This window comes from Paenibacillus sp. 01L418 (assembly GCF_056400045.1).
Window position 1 is genome coordinate 1 of the sequence record NZ_JBFTSN010000035.1, and the last position, 13,901, is coordinate 13,901.

The 13,901-nt window shown below is 42.7% G+C and carries 16 protein-coding genes and 1 other annotated feature; of the genes, 9 read left to right on the forward strand and 7 right to left on the reverse strand.

Annotated features, from left to right (window positions below; translation table 11 throughout):
• The first annotated feature begins 267 nt into the window (after nucleotides 1–267).
• The 3 genes from AC1DSE_RS07500 (at nucleotide 268) to AC1DSE_RS07510 (ending at nucleotide 2,809) form a co-directional block, all read left to right on the forward strand.
• The gene (locus tag AC1DSE_RS07500; protein ID WP_475443534.1) at nucleotides 268–954 is read left to right on the forward strand and encodes a peptidoglycan recognition protein family protein; all 687 of its coding nucleotides are present in this window, start codon (nucleotides 268–270) and stop codon (nucleotides 952–954) included.
• Between the two features lie 230 nt (nucleotides 955–1,184).
• The gene (locus tag AC1DSE_RS07505; RefSeq protein WP_477509056.1) at nucleotides 1,185–2,051 is read left to right on the forward strand and encodes a CAP domain-containing protein; all 867 of its coding nucleotides are present in this window, start codon (nucleotides 1,185–1,187) and stop codon (nucleotides 2,049–2,051) included.
• Between the two features lie 119 nt (nucleotides 2,052–2,170).
• Nucleotides 2,171–2,809, forward strand: coding sequence for a 3D domain-containing protein (locus tag AC1DSE_RS07510; RefSeq protein ID WP_076267489.1), 639 nt, complete (start codon nucleotides 2,171–2,173; stop codon nucleotides 2,807–2,809).
• Nucleotides 2,810–2,871: 62 nt separating this feature from the next.
• On the opposite strand, the gene AC1DSE_RS07515 is transcribed toward AC1DSE_RS07510, so the two are convergent.
• Nucleotides 2,872–3,750, reverse strand: coding sequence for a polysaccharide deacetylase family protein (locus AC1DSE_RS07515; RefSeq protein ID WP_477509055.1), 879 nt, complete (start codon nucleotides 3,748–3,750; stop codon nucleotides 2,872–2,874).
• A gap of 88 nt (nucleotides 3,751–3,838) precedes the next feature.
• On the opposite strand from AC1DSE_RS07515, the gene AC1DSE_RS07520 reads away from it, so the two are divergent.
• Entirely contained in the window at nucleotides 3,839–4,723 is an 885-nt protein-coding gene (locus tag AC1DSE_RS07520; RefSeq protein WP_477509054.1) for a fumarylacetoacetate hydrolase family protein, read from the forward strand.
• Between the two features lie 92 nt (nucleotides 4,724–4,815).
• Nucleotides 4,816–5,625: a (2Fe-2S)-binding protein gene (locus tag AC1DSE_RS07525; protein WP_477509053.1), complete on the forward strand. Its 810-nt coding sequence runs from the start codon at nucleotides 4,816–4,818 to the stop codon at nucleotides 5,623–5,625.
• Between the two features lie 82 nt (nucleotides 5,626–5,707).
• On the opposite strand, the gene AC1DSE_RS07530 is transcribed toward AC1DSE_RS07525, so the two are convergent.
• Nucleotides 5,708–6,970, reverse strand: a complete 1,263-nt coding sequence (locus AC1DSE_RS07530) for a methyl-accepting chemotaxis protein (protein WP_430060426.1) — start codon at nucleotides 6,968–6,970, stop codon at nucleotides 5,708–5,710.
• Nucleotides 6,971–7,480: 510 nt separating this feature from the next.
• Here AC1DSE_RS07530 and AC1DSE_RS07535 point away from each other — a divergent pair.
• Nucleotides 7,481–7,885, forward strand: coding sequence for an O-methyltransferase (locus AC1DSE_RS07535; protein ID WP_076267494.1), 405 nt, complete (start codon nucleotides 7,481–7,483; stop codon nucleotides 7,883–7,885).
• A gap of 53 nt (nucleotides 7,886–7,938) precedes the next feature.
• On the opposite strand, the gene AC1DSE_RS07540 is transcribed toward AC1DSE_RS07535, so the two are convergent.
• Together AC1DSE_RS07540 and AC1DSE_RS07545 are read right to left on the reverse strand one after the other, a co-directional pair.
• On the reverse strand, nucleotides 7,939–8,769 hold the full coding sequence (locus AC1DSE_RS07540) for a TIGR03943 family putative permease subunit (RefSeq protein ID WP_477509052.1): 831 nt from the start codon (nucleotides 8,767–8,769) through the stop codon (nucleotides 7,939–7,941).
• Nucleotides 8,766–9,803 carry a permease gene (locus tag AC1DSE_RS07545; protein WP_441876583.1) on the reverse strand — a complete coding sequence of 346 codons (1,038 nt, stop codon included), beginning with the start codon at nucleotides 9,801–9,803 and terminating at the stop codon, nucleotides 8,766–8,768. The genes AC1DSE_RS07540 and AC1DSE_RS07545 overlap by 4 nt, the downstream gene beginning before the upstream one ends.
• A gap of 120 nt (nucleotides 9,804–9,923) precedes the next feature.
• Nucleotides 9,924–10,186, forward strand: a binding site (T-box leader).
• Nucleotides 10,187–10,247: 61 nt separating this feature from the next.
• Between AC1DSE_RS07545 and trpS the strand changes: the two genes are divergently transcribed.
• Complete coding sequence (gene trpS, locus AC1DSE_RS07550; protein ID WP_339204492.1) at nucleotides 10,248–11,237, forward strand: tryptophan--tRNA ligase; 990 nt, start codon at nucleotides 10,248–10,250, stop codon at nucleotides 11,235–11,237.
• Nucleotides 11,238–11,271: 34 nt separating this feature from the next.
• Here the strand turns inward: trpS and AC1DSE_RS07555 are convergent, their stop codons facing one another.
• On the reverse strand, nucleotides 11,272–11,448 hold the full coding sequence (locus AC1DSE_RS07555; protein WP_477509051.1) for a DUF5325 family protein: 177 nt from the start codon (nucleotides 11,446–11,448) through the stop codon (nucleotides 11,272–11,274).
• Between the two features lie 132 nt (nucleotides 11,449–11,580).
• On the opposite strand from AC1DSE_RS07555, the gene AC1DSE_RS07560 reads away from it, so the two are divergent.
• Nucleotides 11,581–11,793, forward strand: coding sequence for an alpha/beta-type small acid-soluble spore protein (locus tag AC1DSE_RS07560; RefSeq protein WP_054023438.1), 213 nt, complete (start codon nucleotides 11,581–11,583; stop codon nucleotides 11,791–11,793).
• Between the two features lie 166 nt (nucleotides 11,794–11,959).
• On the opposite strand, the gene AC1DSE_RS07565 is transcribed toward AC1DSE_RS07560, so the two are convergent.
• Nucleotides 11,960–12,946 carry a metal-dependent hydrolase gene (locus AC1DSE_RS07565; RefSeq protein WP_475443517.1) on the reverse strand — a complete coding sequence of 329 codons (987 nt, stop codon included), beginning with the start codon at nucleotides 12,944–12,946 and terminating at the stop codon, nucleotides 11,960–11,962.
• 87 nt (nucleotides 12,947–13,033) lie between these two features.
• Between AC1DSE_RS07565 and AC1DSE_RS07570 the strand changes: the two genes are divergently transcribed.
• Entirely contained in the window at nucleotides 13,034–13,342 is a 309-nt protein-coding gene (locus tag AC1DSE_RS07570; protein ID WP_477509050.1) for a hypothetical protein, read from the forward strand.
• On the opposite strand, the gene gerQ is transcribed toward AC1DSE_RS07570, so the two are convergent.
• A complete protein-coding gene (gerQ, locus tag AC1DSE_RS07575; protein WP_477509049.1) occupies nucleotides 13,332–13,889 on the reverse strand; it encodes a spore coat protein GerQ in 558 nt (185 codons plus the stop codon). The two genes, AC1DSE_RS07570 and gerQ, sit on opposite strands and share 11 nt — an antisense overlap.
• Nucleotides 13,890–13,901 lie beyond the last annotated feature (12 nt).

The window sequence follows — 13,901 nt, forward strand, 5'->3', positions numbered from 1 at the left end:
AAGGTGGATTGGGATGGTTTCTCGGTTAACAAGGAAACAGAAAATAATATTGAAGGTGTAATCGGCAGCGGTGATATCAAAATAAGCATGGAGTCGGAGACGGGAAACATCAAACTCGGCACTCGATAAGCAAAAATTGATTTATAAAAACAAGAAGCAAGTCGTGGAATATATCCATGGCTTGCTTTTTTTATGTGTTTGCCGTCTCGATTCATTCATGTATCGCATAAAATATAGCAATTGTTTATCGAGAGGATGCGTTGCGAAATGGTCGTAGAGCGCAAATATTTTCAAAGGTTTACTTTTGCGGAGTATGTTGAGTATTTGAAACCATTCGTATCAAAAGTGAAGTTTTCGCAGATTCATGTGCATGGAACATGGAAGCCGACTATTGTGGATTATCGCAGAGCTGCGGATAAAATGAAAATCATTCAAGGGATGTGGCGGTTTCATGCGATTACACAAAATTGGGGTGATATCGCCCAGCACGCAACGATCGACCCTGACGGCTATATATGGGAGGGGCGTTCTCTTCTGGAGGCTCCGGCCTCTGCTGTTGGCTACAACGACCCTGATCCAGACCGCATACATCCGTTTATGTTCGAGATGATCGGTAATTTTGATGTTGGAGCTGAGAAGCTGGAAGGTGCTCAGCTTGCTTCAGCCGTTAAGCTGACAAGTCAAATTGCTGCCATGTGGAAGCTGCCAGACAGTCAAATTTTGTTTCATCGCGAAATGAATCCAGCGAAAACATGTCCAGGAAGTTCAGTTAACAAAGCGGCTTTCTTAGAGCTTGTTCGTGACTGGAGGGATGTTGATATGAACGCATCAGATGCTAACAAAATTATCTCTACTTGGCTCTCTCCAGCATGGTTTGCAGCAACCACCAAAGCGGAGAAAGATGAAATTCATCGGCTCGCAAATGAGCTTCGAAAAGCTAGCGGACAGCTCTAAAAGCAGCAAAAAGCGGTGATGAGCATATTCTCATAAAGCAGTAATGGTGCTGTTTTGCTAGCTATTTTCACGCGATTACCAGTTTTTGTGTCATGAAACACCAAAAACCCCATGGTAAGATAAGTGGCGTCAGGAAGAACGATGCGCAAACGAAACGAATGCGCAGCTGAAAAAGCTTCAGTCGTCAGACGCTTTTTTACAAAAACTTATCTTATTAGGAGGATTCATTCATGAAGATGCAACCAATACGTGTAGGTGTCGCTGGCATAATCGCAGCAACGGTGATCGGCGCAGGTTTTACGGCTCCAACGGCAGGTGCAGCACCGGCTGTGAAAACTTTCTCCACGATTCAACAACCATGCCTCATTAGCCAAGATACGATCAAACAGATCGGTGATAAATATGGAATAGATATTAGCAAGCTTTTGAATGGCAGCTTCATTCAATGGCCTACGACAGGCGGTAACACAGGAACAGTAACAAAACCAGGAACAGGTACTGGAACAGTAACTAATCCGGGAACAGGTACTGGAACAGTAACTAAGCCAGGAACAGGCACTGGAACAGTAACTAAGCCAGGAACAGGTACTGGAACAGTAACTAAGCCGGGAACAGGCACAGGAACAGTAACAAAACCAGGAACAGGTACTGGAACAGTAACAAAACCGGGAACTGGTACAGGAACTGAAACAAAACCTGGAACAGGTACCGACACAGGGGCTTCCAATTTGAGTGCTTATCAATCACAAGTTGTCGACTTAGTTAACAAGGAACGTGCTAAAGTTGGCTTGTCCGCTTTGAAGAGCGATACGCTTCTTACGAAAGTAGCGTCAGAGAAAGCAAGAGATATGGACGTTAACAACTACTTCAGCCACACATCGCCGACATACGGATCTCCATTTGATATGATGCGTTCTTTCGGAGTGACTTATTCTTATGCTGGTGAGAACATTGCTTCTGGTCAAAAAACACCACAAGATGTTATGACTGCTTGGATGAACAGCCCAGGTCACAAAGCAAACATTCTTAGCGGCAACTTTACAAAAATCGGCGTTGGTTATGTAAACGGCGAATGGGTTCAAATGTTTATCGGCTAGTCTTTCCTTAAACCTTAGATAACAGCAATACGTTAAGGGCGGACAACCGCCCTTAACAAGATTTATAATCACGTGATCGAAGTTGTGAAACTTCGGGAACGCACAGGAGGATTTACCCCATGTTTAAAAAACGTACATTAGCAGCAGCAGTAGTAGGATTATCGGTTATGATGGCAGCAGGAACAGTAAGTGCAGCTTCGAAAACACATACAGCGAATGACAATGATACATTCTGGAAGCTATCCAAGCAGTACAGTGTACCTTTGGATACACTAATGGAGGCTAATCCAAAAATCGATCCTCTTAACCTATATAAAGGTTTAAAGCTTACTATACCTTCCACAGAAGCTTCTGTAGAGAAGAAACCAGCAACGATGAATTCAGCAGCTGACGACTCCTCAAAAACAGTTAAAGCCATGAATGGTAAAGAATACGCTTACTCGAAGGCGCTTCTCGTACAAGCTACGGCTTATACAGCAGCAGCATCTGAGAATGGCAAGTGGGGAGCAGTTGACTACTTTGGAGACAAGCTCCAGGTTGGTACGATTGCCGTAGATCCGAAAATGATACCTCTTGGCACAAAGCTTTATGTGACAGGGTATTCCTATAATGGTTTGCCGCAAGGCGGAATGATTGCAACAGCAACAGATATTGGCGGTTCGATTAAAGGCAATCGCGTTGATATTTTTGTACCAGGCTCAACAAGCCAAGCCATGTCTTTTGGTATCCAAAACGTGAAAGTATTCGTTCTTGAATAAAAATATAGATGGAAAAGGCAATCCACTCTTCATGAGGGATTGCCTTTTTTTGTACAGAAAACTCAACGGGCTGCGGATTGTCCGACGAGTTCAGGCAATGTAACGAGCTCATACCCTTTGCTTTCCAGCAATTGGATGAGCTTCGGGAGTGCAGCAACCGTGCCGGATAAATTTTGTCCGACTCCTCCGCCTGCGTGCTGTAAAATAATCGATCCAGGTTGAAGTGTTCTTTTTATATTTTGCAGCACCAATGCGCTGCTAGGATTGTTTTTCCAATCTATGGAATCCACATCCCAGTTGACGATAGCAAAACCAGCCTGCTTGCTCCATCTTACTTGCTGAGGCAGCAGTTCACCGTATGGCGGTCGTATAAAATGAGGGGAATATCCAACTATATTTTTAATTATGGTGTCCGTTCTCCAAATTTGCTTCTGATACTTCGTTAAAGTAAGCTTTGAAAAAATGGCATGGTCATAAGAGTGATTTCCAATGACATGCCCTTCGTTATGTATCCGCTTTACTAATGCAGGGTATTTGGCAGCACGGTTCCCTACAATAAAAAAAGTAGCGCAAACATCATGCTCCGCTAATATATCCAAAATAGCTGGTGTATATCTGGGATCGGGAACATCATCAAACGTTAGCGCGACTCTTTTCTTATTACGAGGCCCATTAAGGAGAAAGGCATTGGGAAATTGCCTATGAAGCCTATCCCAAGACACGACAGCCGTTTTTCGTTTTTTTGATTCTTTTGCAGGTTTGAACTGAGCTATTTGCTGCTTATCAGCAGTTGAAGCATAGGAATCGGTTGATAGGTTAAGCAGCATAAAACCGATTAAAGCAATGCCCGCCACAGTCTTCCCCATTTTATGTGGTGTTTTCCACATTTGCATCAGTCCCCATGATTGATTGTAAACAAGCCGTGCCGCTATTTTACCCATGCTGCATACTTTCATGCGCTTTACTTTAAAAAAAGAGAGGCTTAAACTAAACATAGTTCACCAATTCATGGCAGGGAGGTTATCTTTTATGAAGTTATTGCAGTTTAAGCAATCCGATCAACTAAAACTCGGCGTGCAGGTTGACTTAGGAATTATTGATATTAAAATGGCCTCTCAAGCTCTGGATATTCCAGCTCCGCTTTCTATAGAAGAAGTTATAAGAGGCGGTAAAACAGCATTAGCGGAACTTCAAGCGGTTATTGAGGCTGTCGTTGCAACTAACAACCACATGTATGTGCTTGAGGACACAAATTTCGCTTACGCACCGGTCGTTTCGAACCCGCAAAAAATAATTTGCGTCGGTTTAAATTACCGCAAGCATGCAGAGGAGACGAAAGCTGAAATTCCGACCTCCCCTATTTTGTTTAATAAATTTGCCAATGCCCTGAGTGCACATGGTGATGAGGTGGAGCTGCCGCTTACGAGCAATGAGGTGGATTATGAAGCTGAGCTTGCGATCATTATAGGAAAAACGGCAAAAAACATCGAAGAAGCGGATGCGCTTGATTATGTTTTTGGCTATAGCTGCGCTAATGATTTGTCAGCAAGAAACCTGCAGCGCCGTACATCTCAGTGGATGCTTGGCAAAAGCTGCGACGGATTTGCACCAATTGGTCCTTATATCGTAACGGCAGATGAAGTAAATGATCCGGATAAGCTCACTATTTCTTGCCGCGTAAACGGTGTTCAAAAGCAGCATTCGAATACGGAAGATATGATTTTTTCTTGCCCATCTATAATTAGTTATATTTCTAAGCATATGACACTCGTACCTGGCGATATCATATTAACAGGGACTCCGGAAGGGGTAGTAATCGGATACCCGAGAGATCAAAGGGTTTATTTAAAATCAGGTGATGTGGTAACCGTGGAAATCGAGCAGCTTGGTGAGTTAACTGTCACAATGAGATAACGAAATGCAATTGATAATCATTTTCGTCCGTTGTATAATAAATCGTATCGTTTATTATTGTACATTCATGTTATGGAAGGACGAGAACATCAATGAATGAAGCGTTGTTTGCGATGTTGGAGGACAGCTATGATTTAACGGTAAATAAACGAGAAAATCTTCTGTTTACCTGCCCTGCAATAGATCTGTTGGATGAGAACAAATTGAAGCAATTATTAGCTTTCTATACACCGCTAGTTAAAGGCATGGACCCTTCCGTAGGGGAAGTGTACATGGCAGGTTGGTTTCGCGGGCCTATGCTGGGCTTGCTTTATACGTTGTCTGTTTTGAAACAAGCGCCGGATTTATCACTTAACAATTTAACAGTTCAAATATACAAGGCTGAATATAACAATCATGAATATATTGCTGTCAGCTTTTACTTACATAACTCTGAATTTGTAGCGGCTCCACTACTTTTAGATGAACAAGACATGTGGATTAAGGATAAAATCAGCTTTTTTTTTGAGCATACGATACGTCCTATATTTGACATGATTGCAAAGGTAGGAACGTTGAAAGTAGGCATGCTTTGGAGCCAGCTTCCTACCACGCTTGAATATGGGTATGACAGAATGCTGAGTGCCGAAGTAGATGAACAGGCAAAGCAAAGCATTGTGACCTATTTCAATATGGTCAAATCACTTGATGGCGATGTTTTCGGCAGAAGCAAAAATCCGCTTGATGTGAAATTCCGTATGACAGAGTCATTGGGAGACAAAGATAAGCAGGTTCGGCTGAAAGCAGCATGCTGCTTGTATTACTTAGTTGATGGCGGCTATTATTGTTATACTTGCCCAAGGGTTAAAGAAAGTGTTCGTGCAGAACAGCGTGAAGAATATCGCTGCAAGCAGCAGGCGTAAAATAAGAAAGACCATAATCATCCATTTTGAATGGAAAGATTATGGTCTTTTTTTGTTACGCGATAAGCAATCAAATACTTGATTATTTCATTTTGAAAACATTGATGGTTCTGAGCAGCTGAGCCGCCATTGTACGCATACGTTCCGTTTCTTCTACCACTGCTTGTACAGATGCGATCTGCTCATTCATCGAAGCGGATACTTGCTCCGTGCCAGCAGCCGATTGCTGCGTAATCGCGGATATGTTTTGGATGGCTCCGGAAATTTTGCGGGCACTCTCAAGCATAGCGTCGCTTTCTTGGGAGAAAACATAAATTTTATCCGTAATAAATTGAACACTTTGTACAATTTCTGAGAATACGACTTCGGATTCCTTAATATGCTCCGTTTGCAGCTTAACGACTTCTTCGTTTGTTTTCATATTGCTGATCGTTTGCTTGATACCCTCATCAATACTTTTCACTAGGTTGAATACTTGTTTAGTTGAAGCGCTGGATTCCTCAGCAAGCTTGCGGACTTCCTGTGCAACAACGGCAAAGCCTCGGCCGTGCTCGCCTGCTCTTGCAGCCTCGATAGAGGCATTCAATGAAAGCAGGTTAGTTTGCTCAGCCAAATCGGAAATAGTCGTCGTAATTGCACTAATGCCTCTTGCTTTGCGGGCTAGATCTTCAATTGTAGCTGATACCTTCTCGGTTGCCTCAACGTTGCGGCGCATGCCGTCGGCTTGAATATCAAGAGCCTTCATGCCTTTATCTACGAGCTGAAGCGTTTGCTCAGAGCGTGTGTTCATTTCCTTAGTTGAGGTAGCGTAATCGGAAACTTTCTCTTCGATCTCAGTAATGGATTCGCTCATCTCGGAAACGTCCTCGGAAATTTCGTTTGCGCCAGTAGCAAGCTCGTTTGCGGAAGCAGCAACCTGCTGCATCGCGATTTGAATATTATTATTTTTGTCAAAAATGCTGTGACTTGTATCGGACACATGACGGATGATGTTCGTCGTTTCCGTTAGAATGTCGCGAAGTTTATCAATCATACTGTTAAACGAATGTCCAAGCTCGCCTAAAGCTGATGAAGACGTTGTGTCGATTTTTTGAGTGAAATCACCTTTGGAAATACGAAGCGCAGTTCCTTTAATTTCATCAAATGAATTATTGATGGATCTCTCGATGAAGGAAACGAGTGGAAGCGTAGCGATTGCCATAATGATTGTGAAAATAATTCCAGCGATAAGCGAGCCGCCTGATACTGATAATATGACAAGCATAATGAGGGCAAACACTGCTAAATTTAGGTAAGAAGTAATCAGCAGCTTATTGCGCACGGAAAGCGAATAGTACCATTGGATCATTATGTAAGCGCTCCTTTTAATAGAATATCCATATTATAGCACCAGCTGCGAAATTGGTCTATAATTGTCGATTCATAAAAAATAGATAAATAATGACCGCATGCGGCGCTTCGGAAAATACTAAATACGTTTTCGGTGTAACAATAAATAGAAAATGATACCATTATCGGTAATTAGAAATCATTTTTATTATTAATTGATGGTTTAGATTGCATGGTACATAACTCCTAAGTAAGAAAGAAAAGCATCTTGAAATTAGAATTGRAAAATTAAATAAAAAATATTATTTTAGTTCGCAAGGTTCATTTTATTTAGATGTAATGAAATGATCTTTCTTTAATTATGTAAAAATAAGTTATATAATCATTAAATGAGAGTCGAATAATATCAAATAAACAAAAATAATGTTGTTTAGTATATTGATAATGATAGAAATGGACTATATAATATGCGTTGAGACCTAAGTGGAAACTCATGCCTAATAAATCATAAAGGAGGATAATAAGTATGCAAACGGAATCTGCAGCTCTCGCTCGTCAAGTTGAATTTGTGTTTCGTCAGCTTGAAAGTGAACTGACAAACGCTACGGCTGGTACAGTATTAATACATATTCGAAACAATGCGGTGGGTAAATTTGGGGTTAGGCACCATCCAATCGAATGCAAAAATGGAAAGTTCGAGAGTGTCGATAAAGGACTGACAGCTGTTCAGGTACAGGCATTTAAACAAATGGCCATTGAATCGCTTAAGTTTAGGAAAGACTGGTCGCATGGCGAAATTTTATATGATTTTTCCGTTCGTTCAAGCGCTAATTCTTGGTCGGCAAGCATACTTTTTGAATCTAATTACAATATGGCCAATTGGAATTCTCGCTATTATCCGAAAAGAAATGATTTATGGGATTCACAATAAACAAAATTACGTAAAGAAAAAAAAGAGCTGACGGCATCCGTCAGCTCCTCATTTTATTGTCCGAAATCAAGATCAGGATACACATAAGGCGATTCCGGCACCTTGATTCGTTCAAGCCGCTGGGCTTCTAAAGTCATGACAACATGATTCATATAAGTTGATGTCGTTAACCTTCCTGTCACCGTCACCCATTCATCGTCGGCGTAATCCATCGCTTTAGGCCAAGATACCATAAGTCCATAAGGCATAGCGTCGGCTGAACAACAATTCATTGCAAATCTACTGACCGCAAATCGCTCCTTGCCCATCTCGTCCTCGTGGTAAATAAACCCCGAAATTTCAACTTCTTTACCGATTAGTTTCTCTCGAAAGAGATCAAATGTCGTCAACGTCTCAATAAATTGAGTATCAGGTACACGGATAAGTGGTTGGCTGTACAGTTTCTTCGCGTATGCTGTATGTGCYTCCATATAGCCATCGAAAGGATAAAAGGCATCGACTCCGGAACCATTCTCTTCAGCTGTTGAAATTCCAGATAAGCTGATCCCTTTTTTTGAAGCAATATCGCTCCCAAGCGTCCCGGCAGGGACGAGAAAACCGAGCAGCAGCGGAAAAATAAACAACCCATAAATGATGATGTTTTTGAACACGGATGGAGATGGCTCGTGCTCGCAATCACAGCTTGGCGTTTGATTTCCGATACGTTTCTGTAAAGCGGCATAGACTTGATAAATAGCTGCTGCATAGAGACCTAACGCTGACAGCTTTACGTATACCTCCATTTTTGGAGCGATATAAAGAGCCATTTCACCCGTTCGATCCAAGTAGAGAATAAACAGAGCAAAACCTGTAAGAATTGCGGCACGCAAAAGATGATGAATCATAGCAGCGCCTCCATTATCCAAGCGCCGATGAAGGTTAGCGCCGCGGTTAGTACAATGAGAATAAATACGAATTTAATACGGAATGTCGTTAGCAGCATTAACGTATTTTTAAGATCGATCATTGGGCCGAATACAAGAAAAGCAAGCAGCGGTCCAAAATCAAACATGCCGCTGAACGATGAAGCAATGAAAGCATCTGAAGTGGAGCAGATTGATAAAATAAAAGCAAAGCCCATCATGAAAAGGTATGAAAATAAAGGCTGATCAGCAAATGCCTCAAAGGTGCTGCGATCAATAACCGTTTGAATAATGGCGGTCAACATTGCTCCGAAAATAAAATATTTGCCCATTTCAAAAAACTCGTTTGAAGCATGTGATAGGGTTGAGGCGGCTCTTCCACGGAATCCAGTACCGCTTGTCCCATGCTCATGATTATGGGTGTGATTGTGGCTATGTGTATGACCCTGCTTGATTAAATGAAACGGTTGAGCTAATTTGAGCGGACTGCTTCGCATAAATTTATAAAGGAGCAGGCCGATAATAACGGCTATGACAAAGGCCAATATCATTCGTGCATAAGCCATTTCTGGCGTCGTTCGAAAAGCAGCAAAGGTTGATGTAAAAACGATTGGATTAACGATGGGGCCTGCCAATAAATAAACGATTCCGATATAAGCAGGCATGCCTTTACGAATAAGCCGCCTGACAACCGGTATCATTCCGCATTCACATAATGGGAATAAAATGCCTAGCAGCGCCCCAAAAAGAACGCCTAATACCGGGTTTTTGGGCATGAATTTTTGAATGAGCTCGTCCGAAACGAAGACTTGCAGAAGTGCAGAAAAGATCACCCCGAGCAGGATAAATGGAAATGCTTCTAAAATAATGCTTATAAATAATATTTTGAAGGATTGCAAATTAGTGATACTAAAAAGATGTGTGGGAAGCTCTCGATTGGTTACGATAAGGGCGAGCATGATCAAGCAGCCTACTCCGAGCAATGGGGTGCAGATGCGGTAAAGAAATTTTGCCATAGTACAATATCCTTTCTTTATGTAAGGATTACGATTATGACTATAGCTTATGCGGTATCGATGCGGGATAGGACAACTTTCGTATCGCTTGACATTAACGATTACAGATGTATAATCGTTTTAAATGCAATGATGGGAATAAGTAGGCTCGATTGGATTGCGTACAGAGAGCCGGTGGTTGCTGCGAACCGGTGCAAACAACGATGCTGAATGGGCCCCGGAGCCTATGAACGGAAACTGGCTGCACGAGCAGCCGAAGATGTTTGTACGGACGCTCCCCGTTACGGAGCAACAAGGCTTATGGGATTTTTAATACGCTTCGATTGTATAACAAAGCGTACCATAAGCGAATTAGGGTGGCACCACGGTCCTTCGTCCCTTGCGGCGGGGGATTTTTTGCGTTTTTTTTTAGACTAAAATTGACAAGAAAGAGGTCGAAGCATTATGAAAAAAGTACTCTCCGGTATTCAGCCAAGCGGTCAGCTTACACTTGGAAACTACATTGGCGCCATGCAAAACTTCGTAAAGCTGCAGCATACAGAAGAATGCTTTTTTATGATTGTTGATTTGCATGCGATTTCGGTTCCACAGGAGCCGGCTGCCTTAAGAGAACAAACGGAAGCGGTAGCCGCATTATTTATTGCTGCAGGCATAGATCCGCTCAAAGCGAATGTATTTGTACAATCGCATGTTCGCGCGCATGCTGAGCTTGGATGGTTGTTTACAACGCTTGCTAATATGGGCGAGCTGGAAAGAATGACGCAGTTCAAAGATAAATCTGCAGGCAAAGATTCTGTTGGGGCGGGGCTATTCGTCTATCCGACGCTGATGGCTGCCGATATATTGGTTTATAATGCGGATCTTGTTCCTGTTGGCGACGATCAAAAGCAGCATTTGGAGCTTACTCGTGATTTGGCGCATCGCTTCAATACAAGGTTTGGCAAATACTTTACGATACCGGAGCCTTATATTCCRAAGGTAGGCGCACGGGTAATGTCGCTTGATGATGCCAGCAAAAAAATGAGCAAAAGCAATCCAAACGTAGGAAGCTTCATCGCGCTGCTTGATTCTCCAGATGTGATTCGCAAAAAAATTAGCAGAGCGACAACAGATTCAGGCCGTGAAGTGAAATACGATCCAGCAAATAAACCTGAGATTAGCAATCTAATGAGTATTTATGCTCATTGTGCAAATATGAGCATTGAAGATATCGAGGCTCGTTATGAGGGGCAAGGTTATGGACCTTTCAAGAAAGATCTTGCGGAGCAGGTGGTTGCGGTTATAGAACCGCTGCAAGCTAGATATAATGAAATTCGCAGTTCAGGCGAGATTCATCAAATCTTGAAGCAAGGCGCAGAAAAGGCTTCCTTGGTCGCAGATCGTACACTTGCAGACGTGAAAGAGCTTATGGGTTTTCTGCCGCCTCGCGGTTAATCTTTTAGGTACTTACAAGGCTGACGCCATAGCGTCAGCCTTGTTTTTTTCTGCGCAAACGAGCTTTTGTAATAAAGCCGGCTCCTACAGTGAAAAGGCTTAACAAACCAAACAATAATACAAACCAGCCATTATAGCTGATGGAAATAGCCATAGCGCTCATAAATACGATAGCTAGTACGGAAAAGAACAAAGAAAGCGGTTTGGACATCTTGTTTTCTCTCCTTAATAAATCGTCAATATATTTTAATGGTTTAAGAATAGATTCTTTGATGGTGCACATAATAAGCTTGCAAGCTTGCAACACACATCAAAGTGCAGAGGACGAAAGGAGAAATACATTATGGCAGGAAGCAGAAATCAACTTGTTGTTCCACAAGCAACTGCAGCATTACAACAAATGAAACTTGAGGCAGCGCAAGAACTGGGCGTACAAATTCCTCAAGATGGCTACTACGGTAATGTTTCAACTCGTGATGCAGGCTCCCTAGGTGGTTATATTACGAAAAAGCTTGTTCAAATTGCTGAACAACAATTGTCAGGCGGCTCCCGTTAATCGCTTCTAATACACAGTGATGAAATGAAGCCCAAGGGTAATCCTTGGGCTTTTTATTATGGTAACCATCATTTTAGCACAGGGCTGATCGACTTTCTTCAATAATATAAAACAAAAAAAAGAAAGCCCCCTCTATTTTGAAGCAAAGGGCTTTCGAACGTCAATACTAAAAAGTATCCATGCGCAATCTTTTCAATAAACGTTCATCGCTGAGCCAGCCTACATAAGAGCCAATGGTCTCATCCTTTTTATTCATAAGCAGAACGCCAACGAATGGGTATTGCTTGCGATGGCGATAACGTACGTCGCACCATCTGACCTCATAGCCCCATGTATGCTCCCGAACGTCTGCGCAGGCAAAGCTGGTGAAATATAAAAAGGATCGAATGGCGGGATCGTTTTTGGATTTGGCGACTGCCGGGTGATCAGAGCATTCCACATAATCAATCCATACTAAATTGTTATTGCGTAAATTTCCGATGGCGAATCCGCCATTTTTAACTTGCTTGACTACATTCCATATCGTTAGAGAAATCGTTGGAATGACGATATAAGCATCGCCTTCATGATATTCAGTGTCCAGCGTCTTCATCCGTTGCAGCGTACTTCTGGAGGTAACTGTTCGCCAAACAAAATAAACGGCTAGAAACAAGTACATAAGCGGGAATATTGAAGCTGGATTTACGAATCCGCCTGCCCACAGTAAAATAGCTATGACATGCGTTGTGAAAATGATGGGATCAAATATGTGTATAATGTTCCAAGAGATCCATTTGTCCGTGAAGGGTCGCATCGCTTGAGTGCCGTAAGTATTAAATAAATCGGTGAATACATGCACGCATACGGCGAGCAGCACCCAGCCCCCAATATGCAGCCAAGGGAGCGAGCCTCGGTAAAACAATTGGAGGAGGCCGGTAATTAGCGCAGTCCAAATGGCGATAGCCGGCAAGGAGTGAGAGATGCCGCGATGATTGCGAATGTAAATCGCATTGCCTTTTAAACGAAGTAGGCCATCTAAATCGGGCGCTTGCGATCCGATAACTGTGCCAAGCAAAACAGCGGTGTGAATGGCTGGATTTGCTGCTACCACGGGATCAATTGCGGCAAGGCCCCCTAAACCGATGCCCATGATAAGATGTGTGCCTGTGTCCATGACAAGTCCTCCCCAATCGATAATTAGATGTAGTATCGGCGGAGGGGAGCAACTTTATCAATATAATCTAAAGGAGACTGAAGGCAAATGTACATTTGTTTTGCAGAATATCGTGTTTCACCAGAATTTCGGGCACAATATCTTGACTACACAGCTTCGCTGCTAAAGGAAGGACACGAGGTGCAATTATATGAAGGAACAGATCAGCCGGGTTTATTTGTAGAGGTATGGAACGCAGCTACCTGCGAGCAAGCAGAGCAAATCAAAAAGGAACGCTGCAGTGAGCGTTCCTCTTGGATGCATATTTCGAGCTTTATTGTTGGGGGAGCTGCGAAAATGCACATTTGGACGTTTAAGCCGGCACATCTAAAGGGCGAAGCAGCGATTAACGGCTAGAATTTGCTGTGCCGAGAGTAGCCATGCCAAGTGGAGTGGAAGAGCTTACTACTCCGCCTTGGAACGGATATTCATAAGCAATCGGCTCATCGAATGTCACATAATCAAGATTAAGCGTCAAAAGTAAGTAGCGCATACCAGTCGTTGGATCGCTAATAACGATGTGATCACGTCCAGCAGCTTCGATGATTCCTTTAAAAATTTTGGCGTTCCACTCGCGATTGTTTTCGTAAGTCATATAAAAAGTTGCCATTTTGCCGCGGTTCAGACGCAAAATATTTTCTACATAGGATTCTTCAACGGTAGGCATTGCAACGATAGTGCCGCCTTGTGGCGTAATAAACGATCCGCTTGGCACATTTGGCGGAATGACTTGTGCTTGTTGGGTTTGAAAGTTGGCTGGGAGCGTAGTTGGCTGTTGCATGCCCATCGGCTGCTGCATCCCCATTGGAAACTGGTATTGACCATAACCGCCGTAGCCGAATCCTTGAACGGGACCTGTATTTGCGGGGCTTACCTGATTTTTGTAACCATAACCATTAGACATTTAGAATTTCCT

Excerpts from the sequence above, each read along its gene's own strand:
- AC1DSE_RS07500 (WP_475443534.1), top strand. The coding sequence starts at position 268 with ATGGTCGTAGAGCGCAAATATTTTCAAAGGTTTACTTTTGCGGAGTAT.
- AC1DSE_RS07505 (WP_477509056.1), top strand. The coding sequence starts at position 1,185 with ATGAAGATGCAACCAATACGTGTAGGTGTCGCTGGCATAATCGCAGCA.
- AC1DSE_RS07510 (WP_076267489.1), top strand. The coding sequence starts at position 2,171 with ATGTTTAAAAAACGTACATTAGCAGCAGCAGTAGTAGGATTATCGGTT.
- AC1DSE_RS07515 (WP_477509055.1), bottom strand. The coding sequence starts at position 3,750 with ATGGGTAAAATAGCGGCACGGCTTGTTTACAATCAATCATGGGGACTG.
- AC1DSE_RS07520 (WP_477509054.1), top strand. The coding sequence starts at position 3,839 with ATGAAGTTATTGCAGTTTAAGCAATCCGATCAACTAAAACTCGGCGTG.
- AC1DSE_RS07525 (WP_477509053.1), top strand. The coding sequence starts at position 4,816 with ATGAATGAAGCGTTGTTTGCGATGTTGGAGGACAGCTATGATTTAACG.
- AC1DSE_RS07535 (WP_076267494.1), top strand. The coding sequence starts at position 7,481 with ATGCAAACGGAATCTGCAGCTCTCGCTCGTCAAGTTGAATTTGTGTTT.
- AC1DSE_RS07545 (WP_441876583.1), bottom strand. The coding sequence starts at position 9,803 with ATGGCAAAATTTCTTTACCGCATCTGCACCCCATTGCTCGGAGTAGGC.
- AC1DSE_RS07555 (WP_477509051.1), bottom strand. The coding sequence starts at position 11,448 with ATGTCCAAACCGCTTTCTTTGTTCTTTTCCGTACTAGCTATCGTATTT.
- AC1DSE_RS07560 (WP_054023438.1), top strand. The coding sequence starts at position 11,581 with ATGGCAGGAAGCAGAAATCAACTTGTTGTTCCACAAGCAACTGCAGCA.
- AC1DSE_RS07565 (WP_475443517.1), bottom strand. The coding sequence starts at position 12,946 with ATGGACACAGGCACACATCTTATCATGGGCATCGGTTTAGGGGGCCTT.
- AC1DSE_RS07570 (WP_477509050.1), top strand. The coding sequence starts at position 13,034 with ATGTACATTTGTTTTGCAGAATATCGTGTTTCACCAGAATTTCGGGCA.
- gerQ (WP_477509049.1), bottom strand. The coding sequence starts at position 13,889 with ATGTCTAATGGTTATGGTTACAAAAATCAGGTAAGCCCCGCAAATACA.